This is a genomic window from Actinokineospora iranica, assembly GCF_900101685.1.
Classification (GTDB): domain Bacteria; phylum Actinomycetota; class Actinomycetes; order Mycobacteriales; family Pseudonocardiaceae; genus Actinokineospora; species Actinokineospora iranica.
The window spans coordinates 141,203-166,694 of record NZ_FMZZ01000006.1; the positions used below are offsets into that span (position 1 = coordinate 141,203).

The window sequence follows — 25,492 nt, forward strand, 5'->3', positions numbered from 1 at the left end:
CAGACGCGTAATTCAGCCCAGCCCGAGGGCGGCCATGCGCTTGCCGTGCTGCTGTTGGAGCCGTCGGAACAGCGCCGCGATGCCCGCGAGGTCGCCGGTCCCGGCGACGATGAGCTCGGCGAGGCCGTCGCGTTCGGCCACGACGTACTGCGCCTGGGTCAGGGCCTCGCCGAGCAGCCGCCTGCCCCAGAGGGCGAGCCGGTCGCGGACGGTGCGGTCGCGTTCGATGGCGGCGGTGACCTCGCGCTCGGCGAAGGCGGAGTGGCCGGTGTCGGCGAGGACGTCCAAGACGAGCCGCTTGGTGTTCTCGTCGAGCCAGGAGCCGATCTCGCGGTAGAAGTCCGCGGCGAGCCCGTCGCCCACGTAGGCCTTGACCAGGGATTCCAGCCAGGACCGGGGCGCGGTCGACGCGTGCCAGGTGTCGATGTGGCCGATGAACGGCCGGATGGCGTCCTCGATGTCGACGCCGTGCTCGGCCAGGTACTTCTCGATCTTGGCGTAGTGGCCCATCTCCGCGGCGGCCATCTCCGAGAGCGCGGCGCGCCCGGACAGCGTGGGCGCCGAGCGGGCGTCCTCCGACATCCGGTCGAACGCCGACAGCTCCCCATAGGCCAGCACGCCCAGCAGGTCCACCACTCCGGCCGTCAGCATGCCCTCCGACACCCCTGCCTCCGCGTTTTCCATGGTTGGCAGCGTATCGGCGGGTGTCGCGGGTAGACTCGACAGGACGCCCGGCATCTATGCCGTTGGGTAGCGCGCGGCCGTTGACGTCAATCGACACGGATTGGCACAGCTCAGCGCGCCGCACCGCCCCCGAGAACGGCGGCGCCGGGCTCGCGGAAGACCTCGGGAAACTCGTGGCGAAGCACGCCGCGGACCGAGTCGATGAGGGTGCGCGCATACCTCGCAGGCCCTCCCGCGCCACGCCCGGACCTTGGCACTCCGGGCGCGTCCGGCGCGGTCGAGCGGCCCGTCCAGGGCAGTGCGCGCTGGCACGAGAGAGGCTGATCACCCTGACGCAGGACATCACCGCAGGCGAGGGCATTAACGCCCCGCAGGCAGACGAACTGGACCCCGTGACGCTGGAGCACAGCGAGGCGGGGCTCCCCGAGACCGACACGTCCCACCCGCTCACCGCGGGGGCCCCGGTCAAGCCGGAGGCGCCTACCTTCGCCGAGCTTGGCGTGCACGAGCAGATCGTGCGGGCGCTGGCCGAGGCGGGCATCGAGCGCACCTTCGCGATCCAGGAGCTGACCCTGCCGCTGGCGCTCGCAGGCGACGACCTGATCGGGCAGGCGCGCACCGGCACCGGCAAGACGCTGGGCTTCGGCGTGCCGCTGCTGCAGCGGGTCACCACCCCCGGCGACGGCACCCCGCAAGCGCTTGTCGTGGTGCCGACGCGGGAGCTGTGCCTGCAGGTCACCGCCGACATCCGGGACGCGGGCAAGCACCTGGGCGTGCGTGTGCTGGCCATCTACGGCGGCCGCCCGTACGAGCCGCAGGTCGCCGCGCTGCGCAAGGGCGTCGACATCGTGGTCGGCACCCCGGGGCGGCTGCTCGACCTGGCCGAGCAGAAGCACCTGGTGCTGGGCAAGGTCAGCGGCCTGGTCCTGGACGAGGCCGACGAGATGCTCGACCTGGGCTTCCTGCCCGACATCGAGCGCATCCTGCGCATGGTGCCGGAGAAGCGGCAGACGATGCTGTTCTCGGCCACGATGCCCGGCCCGATCATCACCCTGGCCCGCACGTTCCTCACCCAGCCCACGCACATCCGGGCCGAGGAGAACGACGCGAGCGCGGTGCACGAGCGCACCGAGCAGTTCGTCTACCGGGCGCACTCGCTGGACAAGATCGAGGTCGTGGCCCGCTCGCTGCAGGCCGAGGGCCGGGGCCTGACGATGATCTTCACCCGGACCAAGCGCACCGCGCAGAAGGTCGCCGACGACCTGACCGAGCGCGGGTTCGCCGCGGGCGCGGTCCACGGCGACCTCGGCCAGGGCGCCCGTGAGCAGGCGCTGCGCGCGTTCCGCTCCGGCAAGGTCGACGTGCTGGTCTGCACTGACGTCGCCGCGCGCGGCATCGACGTGACCGATGTCACACACGTCATCAACTATCAGTGCCCCGAGGACGAGAAGACCTACGTCCACCGCATCGGCCGCACCGGCCGCGCGGGCAAGACCGGCGTGGCGATCACCCTGGTCGACTGGGACGAGGAGCCGCGCTGGAAGACCATCAGCGACGCCCTCGGCCTGGACAAGCCCCTCCCGGTGGAGACGTACTCCACCTCGGACCACCTGTTCGCCGACCTGGGCATCCCCGAGGGCTCCACCGGCAGGCTCCCCATCGGCAAGCGGACCCGCGCGGGTCTCGACGCCGAACCGGAAGAGGACTTCGGCGGCAAGAAGCCCCGCAACGCCACCACCCGGTCCAAGCGGACCAGGGCGACCGGCGCGAGCGGGCGGGGCCGCCCGAGCGGTGAGCGGGACACGGTGACGAGCCGTCCGGCAGGCGAAGAGGCAGGCGAGGGCGACAGCAGGCCGCGCAGGCGCAGGCGGCGCCGGGGCGGCGCGGAGACGGGCGAGGACACCGCCGGGACAACCGAGAGCGTGTCGGTGTCCGCTGTGTCCTCGGTGTCCGCCGCGCCGTCGTCGGACGCGGGCGACGACCAGCCCAAGCGGACCCGGCGCAGGCGGCGGCGCTCGGGCGCGGACGCGACCGGGGACCCGGGGGCCAACGCGGGCGACACATCGGGCGGGGCAGACTAAGCCCGTGACACACGGGGACACCACGGACGAGACGGTAGGCGGCGAGGACGTGCTGGACGGGCACGTCCCGCCGACACCGGCCGCGGGTCCCCGCACGCGGTTCAACCGCAAGCGCGATTACGTCCTGCTCGCGGGCATCGTGGTGGCGCTCGCGGTGAGCGGCGTCGTCGTCTGGCAGCGCAGCGACATCCGGGCCACCGAGTCGAAGCCGAGCAACGTCCGCTTCGACGTCTTACCCGCGCCCGAGTTCTTCCCGCCCTCGCTGGCCGAGGCGTGGCGGGCGGACAGTCCAGCCACGTGGACCCCGGTCACTACCGGGCAGCTGGAAGACCAGAACACCGGCATGGCGTCGACGGTTGTCACCGGCGCGGGCGGCGAGGTCGCCGGACGCGACCCGCTGACCGGCGACGTCCGCTGGACCTACAAGCGCGACCTCGACCTGTGCACGGTGTCGATGGCGTGGAAGAAGGTCGTCGCGGTCTACCGGACCGACGGCAACTGGCTCCCCGAGGGCGATCCGCGCGCGGGCGGCGGGTGCAGCGAGGTCACCGCCCTCAAGGCCGACAGCGGTGAACGCGACGCGCAGCGCAACTTCGACGCCGAGCTGGGCACCCGCCTGCTCGACGACGGCGACCACGTGACCGCGACCGGCTCCCTGCTGCTGTTGACGCTGCGGTCCGACCTGGTCAAGACCATGGAGTACGGCCAACTCCCGGCCATGGTCAACCCGAACAAGCAGCCCCGCACCGGATGCTCTTACGAGTCCGTGCAGGTCACCTCCGGCAAGATCGGCGTCATCGAGCACTGCGGCGACTACTCCGCCGACCAGCTCACCGTCTACAAGGCGAGCGCCACCGACTCGGACAAGCCCGAGGTGATCAGCAGCGTGGTGCTGCCCGGCGAGTCCGCGCAGATCGTCGCCATGAGCGGCGACTTCACCGCCGTGGCCCTGCCCGACCCCGGCCGTGTCCTCGTCTACGACGGGAAGGGCAAGCTGACCGCCACCCACCCGATCGACCTCGGCGACCGCGACCTGCGGGAGAACCCGGTCGGCCGCGTCCCGCTGGTGACCACGGCGACCGGGGCGTTCTACTGGTTCACCGGCTCCCGCACGGTGGTGCTGTCCGCGGCGGACCTGCGTCCCCTGTGGACGACCCCGGACACGCTCGGCCCGGGCACGATCTTCGCCGGTCGGGCCCTCGTCCCCGTGCCCGACGGCATCGCCGTCCTCAGCCAGGCCGACGGCGCCCGCGTCGGCACCATCCCGGTCGACCGCGAGGGCCACACCGGCCCGGTCACCATGTCCTCGGTCGGCCCGATGGTGCTGGAGCAGCGCGGTGCGACGTTGGTCGCTTTGCACTGACCCCCCGCTTGCGCGCTGAGGCACACTCGAATCATGTCGGCCCCGTATTCGCAGCTCAGCCCCCATTCCGGCGTCCCGGTGGAGTTCCCAAGCCGCTTCGGCCCGATCGGCGCGCTGCGCCAGGAGGTCGACGGGCCGGTCGTGCTGCTGGTGCCCGGGTACACGGGGTCCAAAGAGGACTTCGCACCGCTGCTGGACCCGATCGCGTCGGCCGGGTTCGCCCCGGTCGCCATCGACCTGCCCGGGCAGCAGGACTCGGCTGGGCCCACCGACGAGGCTCTGTATTTGCCGGAAAGCCTGGGCGAGGTCGTCGCGGAGCTGGTCGGTGATCTGGCTCTTGGCGGTCGGCCGGTTGTTCTGCTCGGGCACTCTTACGGCGGTCTTGTCTCTCGGCGGGCTGTGTTGGCCGGAGCGCCGGTAACGGGTCTCACCCTGATGAGCAGTGGGCCCGCTGACCTGCCTGGGCCTCGGCGGCAAATCCTTGATCTGGGTGAGCCTGTCCTGCGGGCGCAGGGGGTCGCGGCCGTGCACCGGGCCTTGGAGATGCTGAACGCGGGAAACCCGCGATGGCTGGCGCTGTCGGAGCCGGTCCGGGACTTTCTGCGGCTGCGGTTCCTGCGGAACCGGCCCGAGGCGCTGCTGGGCATGGGCGCCGGGCTGCGCACGGAGCCGGACCTGGTGGCTGAACTCGCCAAGGCCCTGCGGGCCCGTGCGATTCCCTGCTTGGTGGTGTGCGGGGCCAGGGACGACGCTTGGCCGCCTTCGGCGCAGCGGGACATGGCTGAACGGCTGGAGGCGGACTTCTCGGTGGTCGAGGCGGCGCACTCTCCGGCTATCGAGAATCCCGCTGATCTGTTGGACGTTCTGTTGCCCACGTGGAAGGCCTGGCTGTCCTGACCTTGCTCTTGGGGTTGGCTCGGGCTTCCGCTGGGGTTGCTCTGGGTGGGTTTGCTCGATGGGGTGGAGTGGTTTCTTCGGGGCCCCTACGAAGGAAGATCCCGTCGCGGGGAAAGACGGGTGGGGAGCCTTCGGCCCCACGACCACGGCGAGTTCAGGGATCTTCCTTCACCCCCAAGGAAACCACTCCACCCCATCGAGCACCTGGCAGCGTTAAGTGCGGTTGGCAGGAGGGCGGTGGCGGTTAGGCCGCCCGGGTGCGTCTAGGGAGCAGGCTTGGTTGTCAAGCCCACCAGAAGAACCAGATGGCCGCTCCCGTGGCGATGGCCACCAGGAGGACGGCCAGCGCGGCTTCTGGGCCGGTCTTGCGGTCCGCGAAGCGTTGGGCGACGACCGCCGCCACCGCCGCGGTGACGTGGCCGATGAGCACGGCGATGCCGGGGCCGGGCATTCCCTTGGTGGTGGCGATGATCTGGAGAGCCAGGACCGCCAGAGCCAGGACGCACAGGCCGACGGCCAAGGCGCCGGAAAGTTCTCTGAGGAAGCCCGCGCCGGAGCCGGTGCGGGGTGCGGTGTCGGCAACGTCTGCCGCCGTGATGCGGGGGAACTCGACTGTGGTCACGTCGTCGCCGGTGGGGAGGCGTTCGGTGGGGCCGGTCACGGGGACAGCATTGCCCATGGGTCTAGTTGGGGTCCAGCGGACTGGCCTTCCGCGCAGTTTCGGCGGAAGTCGCACCAGGCGCACTGGCGGCCGGGGTTGGGTGGGAACAGGACCTCCGGGTCGCCGCCCGCCTTGGCCGTGTCTATCGCCAGTTGGAACTCGTCGGCGGTCTCCTCGGCGCGGGTGAGGTGGCGGGCCAGGGACTCCTCGGTGTGCTCCCAGGCGGCGACGGTGCCGGTGGGGAGGTGGTGCAGTTCGACCTTGGTGCAGGGGCGGCGCAGAGTGCGGCGGGCGGCGAGCACGTACAGGGCCAGGGCCTGGGAGCCTCGGGCGTCGTCCGTTGTCAGGGCGTGCCTGCCGGTCTTGTAGTCGATGATGACCAGCTCGCCGTCGCGGTGGTCTATGCGGTCCACGCGGCCTTCGGCGACGATGGTTCCGACGGGGGCCGAGACCCACCGTTCCAATCCCACCGGGTCGTCGGTGACGTCTTGGTCTTTGACGTAGTCGTGGACCCAGCCCGCCGCCCGGTCGCGGAAAACGGCCGCCTGGTCCTGGTCGGCGAAGCCGTCGTCCTTCCAGTGGGTGCCCACCAGCGCAGCTGCGGTCTCCGGGGTGCGCTTGGCCACGGGGAGGTCGAACAGGGCCCTGAGCGCGTTGTGGACCACCGCGCCCAGCGTGCTGTGCGCCCACGGGCCGCCGCGCGGGGGCGTGGGCCGGTCGACGTAGGTCATCCGGAACCGGCGGGGGCAGTCCGCCCAGACCCCCAGCCGCGAAGGGGTCACCTTGATCAGTTTGCGCGGCATACTGTCGAACCCGAGCTGACCTTGCACGCTCCCACCGTACGCAGTCCCACCGACACTTTCCGCACCCGGGCACAATGGTCGGCGTGGAAATCTGGCACAACCCCCGCTGCTCGAAGTCCCGCGCGGCGAAGTCCGCGCTTGCCGAGAACGCGCCTGAGCACACCGAGCGCCGCTACCTGGACAACCCGCCTACCGAGGCGGAGTTGGCCGAGGTGCTGGTGAAGCTCGGCAAGGAGCCCTGGGAGATCACCCGGCTCAAGGAGCCGCTGGCCAAGGAACTCGGGCTGGCCGACCGGCCACGGGACCGCGACGACTGGATCGCGGTCTTGGCCGCCAACCCGGTGCTGATCGAGCGGCCCATCGTGATCACCGACGACGGCCGCGCTTACCTCGCCCGGACTCCCGAAGCGGTGCAAGAGGCGCTCGGTTAGGCCGCTCCGGTGATGAAGCCGCGCACGGAGTCGGCGATCAGCTGCACCGCGATGGCCGCGAGCAGCAGACCGGCGATCTTGGCCAGCAGGGTGATGCCGCTGTCCTTGATGACCCGGATGACGACGCCCGAGTAGCGCAGGCACAGCCACAGGATCAGGTGCACCGTCAGGATCGCCAGGGCCATCGTGAGGTAGTCCCCGATGCCCCCGTCGGTCTGCCGGACGAACACGATGGTCGCCGCGATGGCGCCGGGACCGGCCAGCAGGGGTGTGCCCAGGGGCACCAGGGCCACGTTGACGTCCTCGACCGCCTCCGGCTCGGTGCTGCCCTTGCCGGCCAGCAGGTCGAGGGCGATCAGCAGCAGCAGGAGGCCGCCCGCGCCCTGCAGGGCCGGGATGCCGATGCCCAGGTAGCCCAGGATCGCGTGGCCGCCGACGGCGAACAGGGAGATCACGCCGAGGGAGACCAGCACCGCCTGGCGGGCGGCGCGGTTGCGGGTGGCCCGGGTCTTGCGGCCGGTGAGGCTCAGGAAGACCGGGACGGTGCCCGGCGGGTCCATGATGACCACCAGGGTGATGGTGGCCTCGGCGAACAGCGTGGCGTCGAACAGGGCCATGTCAGGAGCCCACGATCAGCGGGGCGCCGGTGGCCCGCGCGACGATGGCCTCCAGCACGGCGGGCGCGGTCGTCTCCGCGCCGATGGCGGTGGTCTTGTTCGTGCCGTGGTAGTCGCTGGAGCCGGTGGCCAGCAGGTCGAGCCGGGCGGCGAGGTCGCGCAGCTCGGCGCGGGCGGCGGCGTCGTGGTCGGGGTGGTCGATCTCCACGCCGTCCAGGCCCGCGGCGGCGAGGTCGGCGACGACCTCGGCGGTGACCGTGGGACCGCGCAGGTGGGCGAAGCCGTGCGCGAGGACGGTCACGCCGCCCGCGGCCTTGATCATCGCGATGGCGTCGGCCACCGGTGTCTTGTGGCTGGGCACGTAGTAATGGTTCCTGCCGTGCAGGAGTTTCGCGAACGCTTCGGTCACCGATCGCACCACACCGGCGCGCACGAGCGCCTGCGCCAGGTGCGGGCGGCCAGCTGGCACGTCCTCGGGCAGGTCGGCCAGCAGCGTGTCGGCGTCGACCGGGTAGCCGTCCGCGGCCATCCGCCCGGCCATCAGGCGCAGCCGGGTGCGGCGCTCGGCCCGGGTGCGCGCGTGCTCGGCGACGACTGCCTCGGCGACCGGGTCGAACAGGTACCCGAGCAGGTGGACCGTGCAGTGGCCGCCGCGGCCGTCCGGTGAGACGCAGGTCAGCTCGGCGCCGCGGACCAGCGCCAGCCCCGACGGGAGCGCCGCCACCGCCTCGTCCCACCCCGCGGTGGTGTCGTGGTCGGTGATGGCGACCGCGTCGAGCCCCGCCCGCGCCGCCGCGGCGACCAGCTCGGCCGGGCTGTCGGTGCCGTCGGAGGCCGTGGAGTGGCAGTGGAGGTCGATCCGCACGTCAGCCAGTGTTCACGATGACGCGCGTCACGGGCTGGGCCGGGTCAGCCCACGGCCTTCTTCTTGCGGGTGCGGGTGCCGCGGGCCAGCCGCTGCGCCTTGATCATCGAGAACCGCTCCGCCTGGGCCTTCTTGTCGCCGAAGACCAGTTCCGAGATGGCGTCGTACACCTGCTCGGGACGCGGGAGGTACTCGATGTTGTTCAGCGCCTGGATCTGGCCCGCCGACTCCACCACCATCGTGCCGTAGCCGAACAGCCTGCCGGTGGCCGTGCGCTTGTAGGTGAGGTCGGTGACCTTGCTGATGGGCATCATCAGCACCCGGGTGGTGAACACCCCGGTGGTCATCATGAAGCGCTTGTCGGTGACCACGATGCGCTCCACCCACCACTCGATCACCTGGTAGGTGAAGCGCAGCACGACCGCGAGCGCGACGTACCAGAGGATGTTCTGCACGAGCCATGCCGCCGGGGGCAGCAGGTACGAGACCATCACGCACACCGCGAGGAGCGCGACGGCCTCGAAGACCTCCCACGCCAGGCTGGCCCAGTGCCTGCGCACCCGGATGACCCGGCGTTCGGAGTCGAGCAGGTACTCGTCTGGGTCCCTGGGCGCGAACATACTCCGACGCTACTTCGTCTCAGCCCTGGAAGACAGTGCGGACGAAGGTGATCACCGCTTCGGCGCCTTCGCGCAGAGTCTGAATGATCGAGTTGACGATGCCCGCGGACTGGACCGGCTGCGTCACCAGGAAGAAGACGAGCAGCGCTGCCCCGGTGATGATCAAGACCTTCTTGACGTCCACTGCGATCTACCCCGTTCCATACGCACCCGAGATGGCGCTTGTTGAAAACCGTTGTACCGCACTCGGCGGCGGTTGGGGAGCCTAGTCCCGCGCTTGGGTCAATGCGGAGCGTCACCGACGTCCCACAGCTACTCTACGTGCTCGTGTGGGCGTCCGACATTCGGAAGATCAGGTGTGTTGGCGGGATCGTTCGTGACAGCACGGGGCGGGTCCTGCTAGTGCGCCGCGCGCGTGATCCGGGCCGGGGTCTGTGGTCCCTGCCCGGCGGAAAGGTCGAGCGGGGCGAAACGGACCCCGAGGCGGTCGTCCGGGAGATCCGCGAGGAGACCGGCCTCACAGTCGCGGTGGGCGATCTTGTCGGAACGGTCGAGCGCCCCGGCCCGCGCGGCGTGTTCGAGATCCACGACTACGCCTGCACCGTCACCGACGGTGACCTTGTGGCCGGTGACGACGCCCTGGAGGCCCGCTGGGCGGACCTTGCGATCTTCACCACACTGGAACGGGCTAACGCCCTGGTGGAGGCCCTTTTCCAGACCCTGGAGACGTGGGGCGCGCTCCCCCGTTAGAGCAGGTCAGCGCCGCTCAGACGAGCCATGCCATGCGCTCGCCGTGCATCGCGGTGCGGGCGAGCGCGACCGCGTCCGGGCGGCCGCCGTCCCACCGGGTGAGGCCCAGCACGCCGAAGGTCGGCCGCCCCTGCGCGGGGACCAGGTCGTCACGCCCTGGCAGCACGTGACACAGGGCCGCGCCGTAGGACTCGTGGCTCACCCACCACAGAGGTCGTTTTTCCGCCAGTTCGGCGAGCGCGGCGATGAAGGCCACCCGCTCATCCTGGCTCAGGTGAACCAGCGCGTTGCTGGTGATCACGACCAGCGGCACGCCCTCGGCGACCCGCTCGGCCGCGGCGGGCAGGTCGGCCACCGCGTCGCCCTGGACCAACTGGGGCGGGTTCTTGCGCTGGAGCGCGGCGGCGGTGCTGAACAGGCGCTGCCGCTCGGGCTGGTCGGCCCAGACGCACGCCTCCAGCCACGCCGCGGCGTCCTCGTCGGCCAGGTCGACCGGGTTGGCGTCCAGGCCCACCCGCTCGGCCACGGCGAGCTTCTTGGGGATCACGGGCATCGCCGCGCCCGGGGCCACTTCCAGGGCGCAGTGCAGCCCCAGCGGCGTCTTGGGGGGCCCGGCGACGATCTGGCCGGACTGCTCTGTCTGATAGCGGTAGGCGTACCGGTCGAGGTTGAGCAGCAGCCCCGCGCTGCACCCGACCTCCAGCAGGCCCACCGCGGCCTTCGCCTGCTTCGCGGCCAGCGCCACCGCCGGGTAGAGCAGGGCGGCGCGGCGCACCTCGTTGGTCTGCGTCGTGTGCGCGGCGATCAGCCCGCGGATCTTGTCCGCGCGCTCCAGCACGAACGACCGGAACAGCGGCCAGGTGCCCGCGTCGAGGCCGTAGCTGCCGCCCATCGAGGGGTAGTAGTTCACCAGTTCGTGGAACGGCTCGGCCTGGACCGCGCGATGCACGGCCGCTAAGAGCAGCGTCGCCTTCTCCGCGCCCGGCTGGGCCGCGGTCAGCAGGCCTGCCACCTCGTCGTCCTCGGCGGCCCGCGCGGCCAGGTGCTCGTACAGCGGGGAGACCCCGGCGGCCTCGCTCTCGGCGAAACGCCGCAACCGCTGCCTGATCTCGTCCAGGGACACGGTCACGGCGTTTCCTCCGTTTTGATTTTACCTGTCTTACGCTGTCTTACACCCTGGGCTCGGGGCGGCCCGGCTGCTCGCCGCCGCGCGCCTCACCGTAGGAGCGCTTGGGCACCATCACCTTGCGACGGAAGACGCAGACAACCGTTCCGTCCTGTTTGTAGCCTCGGGTCTCGACATAGACCACGCCCCGGTCGTCCTTCGACTTCGACGGCGTCTTGTCGAGCACCTCGGTCTCACCGTAGATGGTGTCACCGTGGAAGGTGGGCTTCACATGCCGGAGGGACTCGATCTCCAGGTTCGCGATCGCCTTGCCCGAGACGTCGGGGACGGACATGCCCAGCAGCAGCGAGTAGATGTAGTTGCCGACCACCACGTTCTTGCCGAAGTCGGTGGTGTTCTCCGCGTAGTTCACATCCATGTGCAGCGGGTGGTGGTTCATCGTGATGAGGCAGAAGAGGTGGTCGTCGTACTCGGTCACCGTCTTTCCTGGCCAGTGTTTGTACACCGCGCCGACCTCGAACTCCTCGTAGTACCGACCGAACTGCACTGTTCCTCCTAGGTGACCGACGAGTAGGAGAACTGTGTACGGCCCCCGACCGGACGGTGCAACCGGTCTGTGAGGGAGTGCACCGGGTGTGAGCCGCGCCAGGTTTCCCCGCCTGGCCACGGGATACCCAAGGTCGAGGAGTACGCTGTGCTCTCGGTGGGTCCGCGCGCCATGCGCCGACCGCCGCCTACGGCAAGGAGGTGAGGACGCATGAGCGACCCACATGGTCATGACAACGCGACTGGTTGCAGTAGTACCCGCGTCCCCTCCGAAGGAGCCCGCCGCTAAGGCAGGCTTCGCCGTTTCGGCTGGGACGCTCCGTCGCCGGAGCGGCCGTGGAGTCCCTCCGGTCCCCCGACGTGAGTCGCTGGAGGTCCGATGCCCGCCCTTCCCTCGTTCGGCGCCCTGCGCGGCCGCACGAACCGAGTCGGCCCGCCCCCGCCGCCGATCTCCGTGCCGCTATCGGCTTACGTGGTCGACTGCGGCGTCTACGTCGACGGCGCGCGGCTGCCCGGCCGCTGGACGCACATCGACGCGATCGCCGAGGTGCGCAGGCGCGGCGAGGGATTCGTCTGGATCGGCCTGCACGAGCCCGACGAGCGCCAGATCCAGGGCGTCGCGGAGACCTTCGGCCTGCACGAGCTAGCCGTCGAGGACGCCGTGCACGCCCACCAGCGGCCCAAGCTGGAACGCTACGACGACAACCTGTTCATGGTGCTCAAAACGGTCCGCTACGTCGAGCACGAGTCCCCGACCTCGGCCAACGAGATCGTGGAGACCGGCGAGATCATGGCGTTCCTCGGCAGGGACTACGTGGTGACGGTCCGGCACGGCAAGCATTCCGCGCTGCACCAGCTCCGCGAAGAACTCGAACGGGCGCCAGAGCGGCTGCGCGGCGGTCCCGCGGCGGTGCTGCACGGCATCTCCGACCACGTCGTGGACACCTACCTCGCGGTGGCCGACGCGTTCGAGAACGACATAGACCTCATCGAGAAAGCCGTGTTCGCCCCGCGCAGCCCGGTCAGCGCCGAGCAGATGTACCTGATGAAGCGAGAAATCCTCGAACTGCGCCGCGCGGTCGGCCCGCTGGCCAACCCGCTGCGGCGGCTGGCGGAAGGGTGTTCGCCGCTGATCCCGGACGAGGTGCGCTCCTACTTCCGCGACGTGGACGACCACCTGACCACGGTGTCGGAGCGGGTGACCAGCTTCGACGAGCTGCTGACCACGCTGGTGGACGCGACGCTGGCGAAGATCACGCTCCAGCAGAACTCCGACATGCGCAAGATCACCTCGTGGGCGGCGATCATCGCCGTGCCCACCATGGTGGTCGGCGTCTACGGCATGAACTTCGAGAACATGCCCGAGACCAAATGGCGGTTCGGGTATCCGCTGGTGATGATCGTCATCTTCTTCGCGTGCATCGTGCTGTATCGAATCTTCCGCAAGAACCGATGGCTATAGCTGGGGGCTCGTTTTCTTCGAGCCGCCCAGCCCTCTCGCAAGGTCCCCCGTTCGTACTCCGATGGGAGGTTTCCCCATGACCCGGCTGCTGACCAATGTGAAGTTCTGGCTCCTCGCGGTGATCGTCACCTGGATCACGGTGGTGACCGTGATCATCGCGGAAACCCCTGCGACATAAGGTTTTCACCCGCCCGCGACGGGAGCGCCACCGCGAGTGGCCACTGTGGACAGACAGCTCATGGCGTCGTCCCGGTGGGCGCACGCGTTCTGCGCATTCCCAGCGGCGCGGGCGATTCGCCGCGACAGTCCTCTGCGGCTCACTTGTTTTGCGTCAGAGCCACAGTTCGCGGGCCAGCGCGCGCAGGTGGCCGCGAAGGTCGTCGCGGGTCAGCGGGTTGACGCTCATCCAGTCGCCCGCGTCGGCCCCCAGGCTGAAGCGGCCGCGGGCGGTGTCCAGCCAGCGCACCTCCGGACCCGACCGCGTCCACTCGCCCGCGTAGCCGCGCCGCACCGCCACGCCTGCCTGTCCGTTGCCGAGGACCGGTTGCAGGTGGGTCACCATGCGGCGCGCGGTCTGCTCGTCGAGGCCGTGCGCGCGCAACACGCGGTCCATCTCGTCCGCGGTGAGCCGGTGCGTCGCGCCGAGGATGTCGCGGTGCGCCCCCTCGACGGCACGGCGCGGCAGGCTGAACGGGGCCGCCATCGCCGCACTCAGGTCCGGCACCATGCCCACCAGCCGCTCCACGGCGTCGCGCACCGACAGCGCCAGCAGGCGCACCGGGCCGCGCGTGTCCTGGCTGACCAGCAGGGCCTCGTCGCGCTGGGCCAGCACCAGCGCCGCACGCGCCCGCTCGCGGCCCGCCACCATGACGTCCACCGAGCCAACACCCTCACGCAGCAGGTGCACGAAATCGGCCGCCACCCCGCGCGGACCCCGGTGGTCGGCCAGCCCGCGCCCGGCAAGCTCGGCGCGCGCCCGCTGGAAATGGGCGCGCCGCTCATCGAGCGTGCCGCCGTAAGCGTGCACCCGCAACGGAAACGGCGGCGCGACCTCCGCGAACGCGCAGAGCAGGTCGACCTCCGCCGGATGCAGCCACGCCCCCGCCGCGTCCCGGTACCCCGGGTCGGCCCCCAGACCGCTGGGCATCTCGGTCACGTGCGGCCACCCCCGGTCCGGGCGATGTCGCCCTCGTTGCCGTCCTCGGCCTCGCGGTAGCGGTCGCGGACCTGCTCGGCGCTCTCGATGAACTGGTCCATGCGCCGCATCGCCTCGGCGAGCAACCCCCGCAGCCCTTCCGCCCCGTTGAGCCGGTCGTCGAACTTCTTCGCGAGCTGCCGCCCCACCGGACTGGTCCCCAACCGCGGCGTGTACGCCTCCCCCTGCATCCGCTCGACCCGCGCCTGCACAGCCGCCAACCCAAACCGAGCCGAGGCGACGGCGAGGCTGAACCCGTGCAGCCTGGTCAGGTCGACGTCCCAGTACCCCTTGGACTGAGCGCCGGTGTCGTCGGCGGGACCGCCTGGTTTACCGAGATCGCCCTTGCTGGGCGGGTAGTCGGGCTTATCCGAACCCACTGGCGGAGCCCCGGAAGCGGGCTGCGCGGGAGCGGGCCGCGGAACCGGCGCGGAACCCGACCCGGGCGCGGGATTCGGTCCAGGCAGCGGAGCGGGGCCCGCGGCCGGGCCAGGCGGCGAAGGGGGAATGGGGCCGTGGACCGGACTTGCCCCGGGACCGGGCACAGGTTGCGGGTTCGGGCCGTGCGCCGGGCTCGGCCCGGGGACAGGTGGCGCAACGGGAACCGGATCTGGACCAGGCACGGGAGCCGGGCTTGGCCCGGGGCCAACTGGTGAAACAGGAACCGGATCGGGACCAGGCGCGGGGGCCGGGTTCGGCCCGGGTGTCGGGCTTGGTGCGGGTGCAGGGGGTGGCGCGGGGTTCGGTGGCGGAACGGGAATCGGATCGGGACCGGGCGCCGGGGTCGGGGCGGGCGGGGTGGGGACCGGGTTGGGGTCGGGTGGCTGGAAGGGGTTCGGCGGTGGCGGCGCGGGGGCCGGGTCTGGGACTGGCATGGGGGGCGGGGTGTCGGCGGTCCCGTGGAGTCTGGCCGCGATCGACTGGTCCTCCACCGCGCTGACCTGGTCGAACTGCTCTCGCATCGTTTGCGCTTCCCCTTAGAGGCCGATCACGGGCGGCGACGCCTTCTGGTCCAGTGCGAACGGGTCGTCGGCGTCGTAGGGGTAGCGCCTGCGGTGCTCGTTGCCTGCGCCGCCCTGGCCCATGCCCAGGCCACCGGCCATCGGCATACCGCCCATCCCCATGCCGCCCCCGTGCGTGCCCGCCGAGGCGGCCACGGCGCCGCCCGCGCCGGGCCGGAGGCCGCCGGGCACCGCCTCCGTGACGCCAACCGCGACGCCGGGTGGCAGCGGCGGGCGCGTGGTCGCGCCGCCCGAGCCTTCTCCGGCGCCGGGAGCGCTGCCCAGTCCGCCCCCGCTGAAGCCACCACCGCCGAAACCACCGGAGCCGCTTACCGCGCCCCCGGTATAGCGGCTTCCCGCGTCCTCGAAACCCTGCACCGACGTGCCGGGCTCACCCGCGGTCAGCGCTGACCAGCGCATCTCGACATCGGTCGTGTACGAGACCGTGGTGTCCAGCCAGTCGTGGGGCAACCGCGGTGGGGACGGCTCCACCGGGCGGGGGCGCAGCGCGGTGCCGCGGTCCTCGAACTGGGGGGTGGCCTGGTCGATGCCGATGGCCGCGCCCTCGAAGCGCTTCATCGCCTCGACGGCCATCGCCTTGAGGCGCGCCTCTTCCTGCTGGGCGGTGAACGCGCTCTCGGAGCCCGCCGCGGTCCCGGCGATGGCCGAGGCGAGCGGTCCGCCGGAGTCGAGGCCCGCCGCGGCGCTGTCGGCGGCGAGGGCGGGTGGCACGGCGGGCTTGGGCGGGATCTCGGGCATCGCGTCCTGCGCCGCCTTGAGCGCTCCGGCCGCCTCCTGGATCGGGTCGCCGATCTGGCGGGCGGTCTCCCCCAGGTCGGCCACCCACTGCGCGTTGAGCGCCACGTCGGTGCGGGCCTGTTCGGCGGCGGCGCCGGACCAGAAGGTCATCAGCTCTTCCAGCGCGGCGGAAAGCACGTCGGCCGCGTCGACGACCTCGGCGCCCGCGGCGCGCCAGTCGTCGGCGAGGCGCTCCAACTGGGGCGCGCTCGCCTGCTCGGCGACCATCTTGACCAGATCCTCCAGCGAGTAGGACTCCCAGTTCACCCCGCCGGTGACGTACCGGTCGTCCGCCTGCCCAGTTCCCATCGCACGAACTCCCCTCGGTGGCAGGCCACGCCACCGCACCCGTGGTGGATGCCGCACCCTCGGCACCCGCAGACGATCGCTTCCGACGATCACGCTAGCCGTCCGACGCCCGGCGAGCACGAACCGTTCCCTCCGCATGACTCCTCGCCAGCCAAGCCCGGATCGATACCCGCCCTGGCCGCTCGTCGGACTTCCCGCCGTCCGCACACGTACGCTCGGGCCATGCCGAGGGTGCTCGCGGTCTCCGACGAGGTGGTCGAGCGGCTGTGGACCACCAAGGTCCGCGAGCACGACGTCGACCTGGTGCTCGCCGCGGGCGACCTCCCGTTCGACTACCTGGAGTTCCTGGCCGACGCGCTCGACCGGCCCTGCGTGTTCGTGCCGGGCAACCACGACCGGGACCTCACCGGTTACGTCTACTCGCACGGCCTGTGGACCCGCGACGGGCTGCCCGCCGACTACCCGGGGCCGACGGGCGCGGTGAACGTCGACGGCCGGATCGCGGATGTGGCCGGGCTGCGGATCGCGGGGCTGGGCGGGTCGATCCGGTACAACACCGGCCCCAACCAGTGGACCGAGCGGCAGATGGCCCGCCGGGCGCGCGGGCTGCGCCTGCGGGCGGCGGCGCGCCGCTTCCGCGACGGCCGGGGCGTGGACGTGCTGCTGACCCACTCGCCGCCGCGCGGGGTGGGCGACCGTGAGGACCCACCGCACCGGGGGTTCGACTGCCTGCACGAGACGGTTCGGCGGCTGCGGCCCGCGCTGCTGGTGCACGGGCACATCCACCCGCACGGGGAACCGGTCCCGGACCGGAACATGGGTGACACCCGAGTCGTCAACACTGTGGGTTACCGCATCTTGGACATCCCGGAGAACAGCCATGCCACGTGACACCGGCTTTCCCGTCGCCGACGCCGAGAACGACTTCCTGCGGATGCGCAGGCGGCAGGTCCTCAGCAGGCTGGGCGCGTGGCTGCGCCGGGAGCCGGACGACGTGAACATCATGCTGCCCTTCGACGAGGTCGTCGCCGCCCTCGGCCGGGTCGGCGAGCGGCGGCTGGGGCTGCGGGTCATCCCGCTCGACTCGATCATCGGCAGCGTCGACCGGACCAGGGACTTCGACCGCCGCTTCCGGCCGACGTCTGGCATGTCCCGACAGCGGTGGGAGCGCCTGGCGCTGGCGCAGCGGCGCGGGGAGGCGATCCCGCCGATCGAGGTCTTCCGGGTGGGCGAACTCCATTTCGTCGTGGACGGGCACCACCGCGTGTCGGTGGCGCACGCGATGGGCCTGCGGACCATCGACGCGTACGTGACCGAGATCGTCACCCGCATCTCGGCGGAGGGGATCAGGTACCGGGGCGACCTGATCGTCAAGGACTTCCGGCGGATCTTCCTGGACCGGGTCCCCCTCGACGACCAGGCGCGGGACGCGATCAGCCTGACGGACCCGTGGGACTACGCGGCACTGAGCGAGGCCGTCGAGGCGTGGGGCTTCCGGCTCATGCAGGACGAGCGGCGGTTCCTGGACCGCGCCACGGTGGCGAACCGTTGGTATGCCGAGGAGTTCGTCCCCGTGGTCACCATGGTGCGGCAGGCCGGGATGATCGCCAGCCAGACCGAGGCCGAGGCGTATCTCTGGGTCATCGCCGAGCGCTACCGGCTCATCCGCACGCACCGCTGGGACGACGCGGTGATCACCGCCCTGCGCGCCCGCGCCTGACCCGCCCAGCCCCTACTGGAAAGTCACTTCATATTAGCCGCTGCCATCGCGGGCAAATAGCACCACTATTGGCGATTTGCCCGAAATGAATGTGAACCCTGAGCGCGTTTCCGAGCCAGAATTACCGGCGAACACAGCGAGTGACAAAGCGCGTGATCCCCATCACTCGATAGCCCGTTGTTCTTGACGAAACTTGCGGCGTATAACCGACAGGCAGGTTCTTCACTTCCCCGACCTAGGAGCCGACATGGCGGGTCAACAGGTGCGCGGTGACCACAACATTTCCGTGACACCACACTTTTGGGTAGGGCCGGACACCGAGGGACGACTGACACCCAGCCTCCCCAGTTCGCTGGCTTTCCTGTTATCGGTCTGGCTGGGCTTCGCGCCCTTCGTCCTGCATTACCGGTTCCCGGCCAGCACCAGCGTCGGCGACCTGAACGACATGCTGGTCGCCCTCATCGTCGGGTCGTTGGCGCTGGTCAGAATGGTCGCTCCGCGCGACCTTCCGGGACTGAGCGTCATCATCGCGGCGCTGGGCGGGTGGCTGCTGGCGGCGCCCTTCGTGCTCGATTACGCGGAGGAGCACATGGTGGGAGCCATTATCTCCAACGAAGTCGTCGGCACCGGCCTGGTCGCCCTCGGCACTATGAGCGCGGTGTTCACCTATCGACTACGCACGGCCGAGCGAAGGGCGTACTGAACAAAGCGGCATTCGCAGTCAGCCCAGTGCCACATTCGGACTAATCGATTCAGGCAGATCGCGGGTCCGGTGTCCGAGCCAGTTTCGCGAGACGTTCGGGCTTGGGCCATCGAACCTTGGTGGCCCAACCCAGCTTCTCGAAGACCCAGATGAGCCGGGCGGAAATATCGATTTGCCCGCGCAGCACGCCGTGCCGGGCTCCGGTGGGATCGGCGTGGTGGGTGTTGTGCCACGACTCGCCCATGGACAGGATCGCCAACGGCCAGAAGTTGGTCGCCTTGTCCCTGGCCTCGAACGGCCGGTCACCGACGAGGTGGCAGATCGAGTTGACCGACCAGGTGACGTGGTGCAACACCGCGACCCGGACCAGGCTGGCCCAGAAGAACGCCGTCAGCGCGCCCCACCAGGACATGGTGATCAGTCCACCGAGGACAGCGGGCGCAAGCAGGGTCGCGACGGTCAGCAGCGGGAACAGGCGGTCGACGGCCACGATGTCGCGGTCGGCCAGCAGGTCGGGGGCGAACCGCTTGGGATTGGTCTTCTCCCGCTCGAACATCCAGCCCATGTGCGCGTGCCAGAACCCCTTGGCGAGCGCCGCCGGGGACGTGCCGTAGCGCCACGGCGAATGCGGGTCGCCCTCGCGGTCGGCGTAGGCGTGGTGGCGCCGGTGGTCGGCGACCCAGCCGATGACCGGGCCCTGCATCGCCATGCTGCCCGCGACCGCAAGACCCACCCGCAGCCCCCGGTTGGCCTTGAAGGCGCCGTGGGTGAAGTGGCGGTGGAAGCCGACCGTCACCCCAAGGCAGGTGAGGCTGTAGAACAGCGCGGCGAGACCGATGTCGACCCACCCGAGCCCCCACCCCCAGGCCAGCGGAACAGCGGCGATCAGGGCCAGGAACGGCACCACCGCGAACAACTTGACCAGGAAGGTCTCGGTCGCGGATTTCTGCCCCGCGAATACGGGTTCGGCGGTGCTTGTCGGTTGTTCGGGCGTCAACGTGCTGGTCAAGTGGGCTACCTCCCGGTAACTCGGCTGTTCTGAGTGCCGCCGGGATGCCAAGCGATCACTATGTCCGCGAAGACCGCGAACCCGCGAGCAAGACGCGCTCGTATACCTATCCCAACGCCCCATGCCCGGGATTCGTTCCGCCCTTCCTACTCCCGGGCCTCTGACCTGCGGAAGACGTCGTCATGCTGGTGCCGGAACCGTGGTGCGGTGGAGCTGGAACAGCTGTTCCCCGACGGTGCGCGGGAGGGGTGTGCGGTGGAAGGGGCGTGGGTAATGCGGGTCATGTTTCCTTCTCCTGACTTGAGTCGCTGCCTCTGCCGCGGCCCGGAGTGCGAGCACTTACGCCGGCTTTGCTGGCCGGGGTGGCGGGTAGGCGAACCAGTGGGTCTGCCGATCAGCCGCGGATGGCGACCGGCCAGCGAACCCGTTGGGCAAGCGGCGGGGACCGGTGAACTCAGCACTTCAGCACTTCAGCACTTCCTGAAGTACTGAGTGTCCAAGTGCCTGCTGCCCGAGCAGCCGCCATTCCGCCCGAGCAGGTGCCCGCCCGAGTACGCCAACCACCCCACCGCCGAACCGTCGGCCGCCCAACTACGAACCACCCGACTACCGGCCGCCGGACCGGCAGGCCAGCGGCCTGGCGGGCTGCCGGCCTGGCGGAATGCCAAGCGGTTCTGCCGGAAGACAAGCGGGCTTGCCCAGCGGCTAACGGGACCCACCAGTGGGTCGGCCCGCCGCGCCGCGCGGCGGAGCAGGTGAAGTTACGGCCGGCTGGGCCAGCTAGCTGCCAGACCGCCGGGCCATCACCTGGGGGTCTGCCGGGCAGACCTCCCACCCGCCCTCCTGGCTCCCCGGCGAACCGCCGGACCGCCGAACCCCCGGACTGGCGGACCGCCGAACCGCCGAACCGCCGGGCTGGCGGGCTGGCGGGCTGGCGGGCTGGCGGGCTGGCGGGCTGGCGGGCTGGCGGGCTGGCGGGCTGGCGGGCTGGCGGGCTGGCGGGCTGGCGGGGCCAGGAAATCAGTTGTTCCCCGGCCCTGCTGTTCGGGTGTGGCGGTCCGGGGTGGTCAGGTGGACCAGATTTGGATAGCGCGGACCACGAACGGGGAGTGTGGGACGTACGTTCCCTTGCCCGGATAGGTGTCGAACTCGCCTTCGGTGTCGCATTCGCGGCCCTGGTAGAGGGTCACGGGGCGGGTCAGGAGGTTGGCGAAGGAGCGGGTGTCGTCGGATTCGGGTAGAGGGACGCATTCGCCGGGGTTGGTGGTGGTCAGGCTGATTCGGAGCGGGACGCCCTTGTACTGGGGGGAGGGCCAGAGGCAGAGTTCGCCGCTGTCGCATGGGGGTGGGGTGGTGGCTGACGCCGTGGTGGGGGTCAGTGCCACCGTCAGGGCGGCGAGGATGGCGAGCAGGACGGCTTGGGTGGTGCGGATGCGGTTGGTCATGTGCTTGGTCCCTTGTGGAGTGGGCACCTCGGGGTGAGGGCCGTTGGGACCAAGGGTGGCGAAAGAGTCCGGGCCGTGCGGAGAGTTATCCACATGGCCCGGAACTGTCCACAGGTTTCGGGTGGGGGTTGCCGGGTGGGGTTATTCGGTGTACGTGAGGTTTCGGCCGTCGGAGGGGTCGAACATCTGGAGTTTGTCCGCGTCGAACCAGATGGTGGTTTCGGCGCCCTCGGTGGCCTGGGATGCGGCCGAGAGGCGGGTGATGATCTGGGCGCCGCCGTCGGTCAGGTCGGCTGAGCCCGCGTCGGCGGCTAGTTCGTCCAGTTCCGCTGAGGTGGCGGTTTCGCCTTCCACCGTGAAGTAGGCGAACTTGTCCGAGCCCATGGATTCCAGGACGTCGACTGTCGCGTTGAAGGTGCCGCCGCGCGATTTCTCGTTGTCGTCGAGGAGGGTGGCGTCCTCGAAGTGCTCTGGGCGCAGGCCGATGATGACCTCGCGGGGGGCGTTGGCCGCCTCGGCGAGGCGGCGGACGCGGTCGGTGAGGGGAATGGCGCCCAGTGGGGTGTGGAGTTCGCTGTTTTCCAGGGTGGCGGGGAGGAAGTTCATCGACGGGGAGCCGATGAAGCCCGCCACGAACAGGTTCGCTGGCTGCTCGTAGAGGAACTGCGGCGACCCGATCTGCTGGACGTGGCCGCCGCGCATGACCACCACCCGGTCGCCCAGGGTCATGGCCTCGGTCTGGTCGTGGGTGACGTAGACCGTCGTGGTGCCAAGGCGTTTCTGGAGTTTCGACACCGACGTGCGCATCTGCACCCGCAGCTTCGCGTCCAAATTGGACAGCGGCTCGTCCATGAGGAAAGCCTTGGGGTTGCGGACGATCGCCCGGCCCATCGCCACCCGCTGGCGCTGGCCGCCGGACAGGTTGCCGGGTTTGCGGTCCAGGTGCTGGGTCAGGTCGAGGATGCGCGCGGCTTCCTCCACCTTCCTGGTCACCGTCGCCTTGTCCACTTTGGCCAGACGCAGCGGGAACGCCATGTTCTCCCGGACGCTCATGTGCGGGTAGAGCGCGTAGGACTGGAACACCATCGCGATGTCTCGGTCCTTGGGGGCGCGCTCGTTGACGCGTTCGCCGTCGATGCGCAGTTCGCCCGCCGAGATGTCCTCCAAGCCCGCGATCATGTTCAGCGTTGTCGACTTCCCGCAGCCGGAGGGGCCGACCAGGATGATGAACTCGCCGTCGGCGATCTGGATGTCCACATCGGACACCGCGAGGGCGCCGTCGGGGTAGCGCTTGGTCACCTTGTCCAAGACGATCTCAGCCATGGCTCAGCCCTTCACCGCACCGGACGTCAGCCCCGCGACGATGCGGCGCTGGAAGAACAACACGAACAGGATGATCGGGACGGTGATCACCACGGCGGCCGCGGAGATGGTCCCGGTCGGGTCCTCGAACTGCGAGGAGCCGGTGAAGAACGACAGCGCCGCCGGGACCGTGCGCGAGGCCTCGGTCGAGGTGAGCGAGATCGCGAACAGGAAGTCGTTCCAGCAGAAGATGAACACCAGGATCGCCGTGGTGAACACCCCCGGCGCGGCCAGCGGCGCGATGACCCGACGGAACGCCTGGGCGGGGGTCGCGCCGTCCATCTTCGCCGCTTTCTCCAGCTCCCACGGGATTTCGCGGAAGAACGCGGACAGGGTGTAGATCGCCAGCGGCAGCGCGAAGGTGATGTACGGCAGGATCAGCCCCGGCCAGGTGTCGAACAGCCCGAGGCCGCGTTCCATCTCGAACAGCGGCGAGACCAGCGACACCTGCGGGAACATCGCGATCAGCAGCGACACCCCGACCAGCGCCTGTTTTCCGGGGAAATCGAGGCGGGCGATCGCGTAGGCGGCCATGGTGCCGAGCACGACCGCGATGGCCGTGGCGATCAGCGCGATGCCGATCGAGTTCACCAGCGCGCGCAGGAACACGGTGGTGTTGAAGATGTCCACGTAGTTCTGCAGCGTCCACGAGCGCGGGACGAAGTTGCCGTCGGTCAGGGTTTCCTTGGTCTTGAACGACAGCGACACGATCCACAGCACCGGCACCAGCGCGTAGACCACCACCACGATGTCGATCAGCGCCCAGCGGGTCTTGGCTCCGATGGCGGCCATCAGCGCTTCCCCCCGTCGCCGCCGGGCGCGGACGTGCCGAACACCTTGATGAACAGGAACGCGATCACCGCGACGGCAAGGAAGATGAGCACCGACATGGTGGAGCCGATGCCCAGGTTCAGGCCCTTGATCAGGTTGTTGTACGTCTGCATCGACACCGACCCGGTTTGCTGCGCGCCGTTGGTGAGCACGAAGATGTTGTCGAAGACGCGGAACGCGTCCAGGGTGCGGAACAGCAGCGCCACCAGGATCGCGGGTTTCATCACCGGGATGATGACCTTGGTGAACCGCTGCCACGCCGACGCCCCGTCCATCGACGCGGCCTTGAGCAGGTCGTCCGGCACCAGGGCCAGGCCCGCCATCAGCAGCAAAGCCATGAACGGCACGGTTTTCCACACCTCGGCGAGCACGATGATCGCCAGCGCGGGCACGCGCTCGGTGAGCAACGCGGCCTCTGGGGCGAAAAGCCGCGCCAGGTAACCGGTGTCCTGCGTCCAGGCGTAGCGCCAGGAGAACGCCGCGACGACGGTCACGATGCCGTACGGGATGAGCGCGACCGTGCGGACCAGCCCGCGCATCACCAGGGTCCGGTGCATGACCAGCGCCAAACCCATGCCCAGCACCAGTTCTATCGCCACCGAGATCACCGTGATCAGGGTCGTCACGCCGAACGCGGTCCACCAGTAGGAGTTCGTCAGCACCGTCACGTAGTTGTCGATGCCGATGAACTTCTGCTGGTCCGGGAAGCGCAAGTCGTAGCGCTGCAAGGAAAGCCAGATGGAGTAGACGATCGGGTAGCCGGTGACCGCGAGCATCACCAGTGCGGCGGGCGCGCAGAGCAGCAGGCCCAGCTTGCGTTCGGCCTTCTTGCCCTCGCTGACCGCGCGCTTTCCCTTGTCCGGCCGGGCGGGCCGGGTCTGTTGGACGGTGTGGCTCACGGCAGCACTCCCTTGGAGTCGAGGGCGTCCTGCAACTCGGCGCGCAGCCGGGCGGCCGTCGCGGGCGGGTCGATGGCCGATGGCGGCGACAGGATTGTGGAGATCAGCGTCGAGACGTTCTGGTACGCCGGGGTGATCGGCCGGACCGCGGCCTTCTTGAGCTGGGCGAGGATGGTGTCGCGCATCGGGTACCGCTCGGCCATCTCCGGGTCGTCGTACACCGACTCGATCGTCGGCGGGACACCGGAGTTGATCGCCGAGTACTTCTGGCTGGCCGCGTCGCGCAGGCACTTCGCCACCTCGAACGCCTCCGGCTTGTGCGTGGAGTACTCGCTCACCGCGAGGTTGTAGCCGCCGATGGTGGCGGTGCCGGTGTTGCCCGGCTCGATCGACGGGTAGGGCGCCCACTTGAACCGCTTCGCCAGCTCCGGGTTCGCCTTGCGCATCGCGGCGTAGACGAACGGCCAGTTGAGCTGGAATGCGGCGCTGCCGGACTCGAACGCGAGCCGGACGTCGTCTTCCTTGGCGTTGGACAGCGACGCGCTCGCGACCGGTGAGGTGGCGAGATCCTTGAGCGCCCCCAACGCTTTCACCGCGCCGTCGTCGACCACGGCGCGGGTGCTGTCGGCGGAGAGGATCTTGCCGCCCGCGCCCGCGACGAGGGTGGCGAACTGCACGACCAGGCCCTCGTACTGGGCCCCGGTCATCAGGACCGTGCTCGGCTTGCCTTCCGACCGCAGGCGCTCGGCGGTGGACAGCATCTCGCCCCAGGTCTCCGGCGGCTCCGGCACGAGGTCGTCGCGGTACCAGAGCAGCTGCACGTTGGTGTTCTTCGGCGCGGCGTAGAGCTTGTCCTTCCACCGCGCGGTCTCCAGCGGCCCCGCCAGCGTGCCGTTCTCGACCTCGGCCTTGTCCTGGCCGGTCCACTCGGCGATCCAGCCCGCCTCGGCGAACTCGGCGACCCAGGTGACGTCGAGGCCGAGGACGTCCATGTCGGTGTCGCCTGCCGCGAGCCTGCGCACCATCTGCTCGCGCTGCCCGTCGGCCTCGCGCGGGAGGCCGTTGAGCATCACCCGGTAGCGCCCGCCCGCCGCCTTGTCGCACTGGGCGACGACCTTGTCGAAGTTCTCTTCGGCCGCGTAGTAGACGTTGACCGTGACGCCGCCGCTGTCGGAGCCGCAGGCCCCCAGCAGTGGGGACGCGATCAGCGCGGCGCCCAGCGCCACCCCGAGGCGTCGGCGGCCACGGACCCGATGATGGCCAGACCTCATCGTCCTGCCTCCTTCCGACGGACACGTCGGACGTCAGCTGACC

The 25,492-nt window shown here is 70.1% G+C and carries 27 protein-coding genes; 9 read left to right on the forward strand and 18 right to left on the reverse strand.

All coding sequences use genetic code 11. The features are described 5' to 3' along the window. Positions 1–12 precede the first annotated feature (12 nt). Complete coding sequence (locus BLS56_RS14330; RefSeq protein ID WP_091450539.1) at positions 13–684, reverse strand: ferritin-like fold-containing protein; 672 nt, start codon at positions 682–684, stop codon at positions 13–15. Positions 685–1,025: 341 nt separating this feature from the next. Between BLS56_RS14330 and BLS56_RS14335 the strand changes: the two genes are divergently transcribed. The 3 genes from BLS56_RS14335 to BLS56_RS14345 are packed head-to-tail and all read left to right on the forward strand — an operon-like array spanning position 1,026 to position 5,025. After that, positions 1,026–2,765: a DEAD/DEAH box helicase gene (locus BLS56_RS14335; RefSeq protein WP_407640520.1), complete on the forward strand. Its 1,740-nt coding sequence runs from the start codon at positions 1,026–1,028 to the stop codon at positions 2,763–2,765. A gap of 4 nt (positions 2,766–2,769) precedes the next feature. Next, positions 2,770–4,128: an Rv3212 family protein gene (locus tag BLS56_RS14340; RefSeq protein ID WP_091450540.1), complete on the forward strand. Its 1,359-nt coding sequence runs from the start codon at positions 2,770–2,772 to the stop codon at positions 4,126–4,128. Between the two features lie 33 nt (positions 4,129–4,161). Continuing rightward, entirely contained in the window at positions 4,162–5,025 is an 864-nt protein-coding gene (locus tag BLS56_RS14345; RefSeq protein ID WP_091450541.1) for an alpha/beta fold hydrolase, read from the forward strand. Between the two features lie 283 nt (positions 5,026–5,308). On the opposite strand, the gene BLS56_RS14350 is transcribed toward BLS56_RS14345, so the two are convergent. Next, the gene (locus BLS56_RS14350; protein ID WP_091450542.1) at positions 5,309–5,686 is read right to left on the reverse strand and encodes a hypothetical protein; all 378 of its coding nucleotides are present in this window, start codon (positions 5,684–5,686) and stop codon (positions 5,309–5,311) included. Next, positions 5,683–6,489: a RecB family exonuclease gene (locus BLS56_RS14355; protein WP_091450543.1), complete on the reverse strand. Its 807-nt coding sequence runs from the start codon at positions 6,487–6,489 to the stop codon at positions 5,683–5,685. The genes BLS56_RS14350 and BLS56_RS14355 overlap by 4 nt, the downstream gene beginning before the upstream one ends. Before the next feature lie 74 nt (positions 6,490–6,563). On the opposite strand from BLS56_RS14355, the gene BLS56_RS14360 reads away from it, so the two are divergent. Continuing rightward, positions 6,564–6,920 carry an arsenate reductase family protein gene (locus BLS56_RS14360; protein ID WP_407640516.1) on the forward strand — a complete coding sequence of 119 codons (357 nt, stop codon included), beginning with the start codon at positions 6,564–6,566 and terminating at the stop codon, positions 6,918–6,920. Here BLS56_RS14360 and BLS56_RS14365 read toward each other — a convergent pair. From BLS56_RS14365 to BLS56_RS31405, 4 genes are read right to left on the reverse strand one after another with little or no spacing between them, the layout of a single operon-like run. Then, positions 6,917–7,537, reverse strand: a complete 621-nt coding sequence (locus tag BLS56_RS14365) for a MarC family protein (RefSeq protein WP_091450544.1) — start codon at positions 7,535–7,537, stop codon at positions 6,917–6,919. The genes BLS56_RS14360 and BLS56_RS14365 overlap by 4 nt on opposite strands. 1 nt (position 7,538) lies before the next feature. Further along, complete coding sequence (locus tag BLS56_RS14370) at positions 7,539–8,402, reverse strand: PHP domain-containing protein (RefSeq protein WP_091450545.1); 864 nt, start codon at positions 8,400–8,402, stop codon at positions 7,539–7,541. A gap of 44 nt (positions 8,403–8,446) precedes the next feature. Continuing rightward, positions 8,447–9,022, reverse strand: a complete 576-nt coding sequence (locus BLS56_RS14375) for a PH domain-containing protein (protein ID WP_091450546.1) — start codon at positions 9,020–9,022, stop codon at positions 8,447–8,449. A 19-nt stretch (positions 9,023–9,041) separates the two neighbouring features. Next, a complete protein-coding gene (locus BLS56_RS31405) occupies positions 9,042–9,206 on the reverse strand; it encodes a hypothetical protein (protein ID WP_175482826.1) in 165 nt (54 codons plus the stop codon). Between the two features lie 101 nt (positions 9,207–9,307). Here BLS56_RS31405 and BLS56_RS14380 point away from each other — a divergent pair, with 101 nt between their 5' ends. Next, positions 9,308–9,772: an NUDIX hydrolase gene (locus tag BLS56_RS14380; protein ID WP_091450547.1), complete on the forward strand. Its 465-nt coding sequence runs from the start codon at positions 9,308–9,310 to the stop codon at positions 9,770–9,772. A 16-nt stretch (positions 9,773–9,788) separates the two neighbouring features. Here the strand turns inward: BLS56_RS14380 and BLS56_RS14385 are convergent, their stop codons facing one another. Both BLS56_RS14385 and BLS56_RS14390 read right to left on the reverse strand, forming a co-directional pair. After that, positions 9,789–10,901: a DUF2332 domain-containing protein gene (locus BLS56_RS14385; RefSeq protein WP_091450548.1), complete on the reverse strand. Its 1,113-nt coding sequence runs from the start codon at positions 10,899–10,901 to the stop codon at positions 9,789–9,791. A 40-nt stretch (positions 10,902–10,941) separates the two neighbouring features. Continuing rightward, a complete protein-coding gene (locus BLS56_RS14390) occupies positions 10,942–11,445 on the reverse strand; it encodes a MaoC family dehydratase (protein WP_091450549.1) in 504 nt (167 codons plus the stop codon). Positions 11,446–11,823: 378 nt separating this feature from the next. Between BLS56_RS14390 and BLS56_RS14395 the strand changes: the two genes are divergently transcribed. Continuing rightward, a complete protein-coding gene (locus tag BLS56_RS14395) occupies positions 11,824–12,906 on the forward strand; it encodes a magnesium and cobalt transport protein CorA (protein ID WP_091450550.1) in 1,083 nt (360 codons plus the stop codon). 331 nt (positions 12,907–13,237) lie between these two features. Here BLS56_RS14395 and BLS56_RS14400 read toward each other — a convergent pair whose 3' ends face one another. The 3 genes from BLS56_RS14400 to BLS56_RS32755 all read right to left on the reverse strand — a co-directional run bounded on the left by BLS56_RS14400 (position 13,238) and on the right by BLS56_RS32755 (position 16,209). Beyond that, on the reverse strand, positions 13,238–14,053 hold the full coding sequence (locus BLS56_RS14400) for an ESX secretion-associated protein EspG (RefSeq protein ID WP_228771660.1): 816 nt from the start codon (positions 14,051–14,053) through the stop codon (positions 13,238–13,240). Between the two features lie 5 nt (positions 14,054–14,058). Next, positions 14,059–14,481: a hypothetical protein gene (locus tag BLS56_RS14405; protein ID WP_091450552.1), complete on the reverse strand. Its 423-nt coding sequence runs from the start codon at positions 14,479–14,481 to the stop codon at positions 14,059–14,061. Between the two features lie 597 nt (positions 14,482–15,078). Then, on the reverse strand, positions 15,079–16,209 hold the full coding sequence (locus tag BLS56_RS32755) for a WXG100 family type VII secretion target (protein ID WP_091450553.1): 1,131 nt from the start codon (positions 16,207–16,209) through the stop codon (positions 15,079–15,081). Between the two features lie 222 nt (positions 16,210–16,431). On the opposite strand from BLS56_RS32755, the gene BLS56_RS14415 reads away from it, so the two are divergent. The 3 genes from BLS56_RS14415 to BLS56_RS14425 all read left to right on the forward strand — a co-directional run bounded on the left by BLS56_RS14415 (position 16,432) and on the right by BLS56_RS14425 (position 18,632). Continuing rightward, positions 16,432–17,100 carry a metallophosphoesterase family protein gene (locus BLS56_RS14415; protein ID WP_091450554.1) on the forward strand — a complete coding sequence of 223 codons (669 nt, stop codon included), beginning with the start codon at positions 16,432–16,434 and terminating at the stop codon, positions 17,098–17,100. Next, entirely contained in the window at positions 17,090–17,929 is an 840-nt protein-coding gene (locus tag BLS56_RS14420) for a ParB N-terminal domain-containing protein (protein ID WP_091450555.1), read from the forward strand. The genes BLS56_RS14415 and BLS56_RS14420 overlap by 11 nt, the downstream gene beginning before the upstream one ends. A gap of 247 nt (positions 17,930–18,176) precedes the next feature. Beyond that, positions 18,177–18,632: an SPW repeat domain-containing protein gene (locus BLS56_RS14425; protein ID WP_091450556.1), complete on the forward strand. Its 456-nt coding sequence runs from the start codon at positions 18,177–18,179 to the stop codon at positions 18,630–18,632. A gap of 49 nt (positions 18,633–18,681) precedes the next feature. Here BLS56_RS14425 and BLS56_RS14430 read toward each other — a convergent pair whose 3' ends face one another. From BLS56_RS14430 to BLS56_RS14455, 6 genes are all read right to left on the reverse strand, one after another. Beyond that, positions 18,682–19,641 carry an acyl-CoA desaturase gene (locus BLS56_RS14430; protein WP_228771637.1) on the reverse strand — a complete coding sequence of 320 codons (960 nt, stop codon included), beginning with the start codon at positions 19,639–19,641 and terminating at the stop codon, positions 18,682–18,684. Positions 19,642–20,708: 1,067 nt separating this feature from the next. Then, positions 20,709–21,086 carry a peptidase inhibitor family I36 protein gene (locus tag BLS56_RS14435; protein ID WP_091450558.1) on the reverse strand — a complete coding sequence of 126 codons (378 nt, stop codon included), beginning with the start codon at positions 21,084–21,086 and terminating at the stop codon, positions 20,709–20,711. A 141-nt stretch (positions 21,087–21,227) separates the two neighbouring features. Next, positions 21,228–22,409, reverse strand: coding sequence for an ABC transporter ATP-binding protein (locus BLS56_RS14440; RefSeq protein ID WP_091450559.1), 1,182 nt, complete (start codon positions 22,407–22,409; stop codon positions 21,228–21,230). A 3-nt stretch (positions 22,410–22,412) separates the two neighbouring features. After that, positions 22,413–23,240 carry a carbohydrate ABC transporter permease gene (locus BLS56_RS14445; RefSeq protein WP_091450560.1) on the reverse strand — a complete coding sequence of 276 codons (828 nt, stop codon included), beginning with the start codon at positions 23,238–23,240 and terminating at the stop codon, positions 22,413–22,415. After that, positions 23,240–24,178, reverse strand: coding sequence for a carbohydrate ABC transporter permease (locus BLS56_RS14450; protein WP_091450561.1), 939 nt, complete (start codon positions 24,176–24,178; stop codon positions 23,240–23,242). The genes BLS56_RS14445 and BLS56_RS14450 overlap by 1 nt, the downstream gene beginning before the upstream one ends. Continuing rightward, complete coding sequence (locus BLS56_RS14455) at positions 24,175–25,449, reverse strand: ABC transporter substrate-binding protein (protein ID WP_091450562.1); 1,275 nt, start codon at positions 25,447–25,449, stop codon at positions 24,175–24,177. Before BLS56_RS14455 ends, BLS56_RS14450 begins: the two co-directional genes overlap by 4 nt. Positions 25,450–25,492 lie beyond the last annotated feature (43 nt).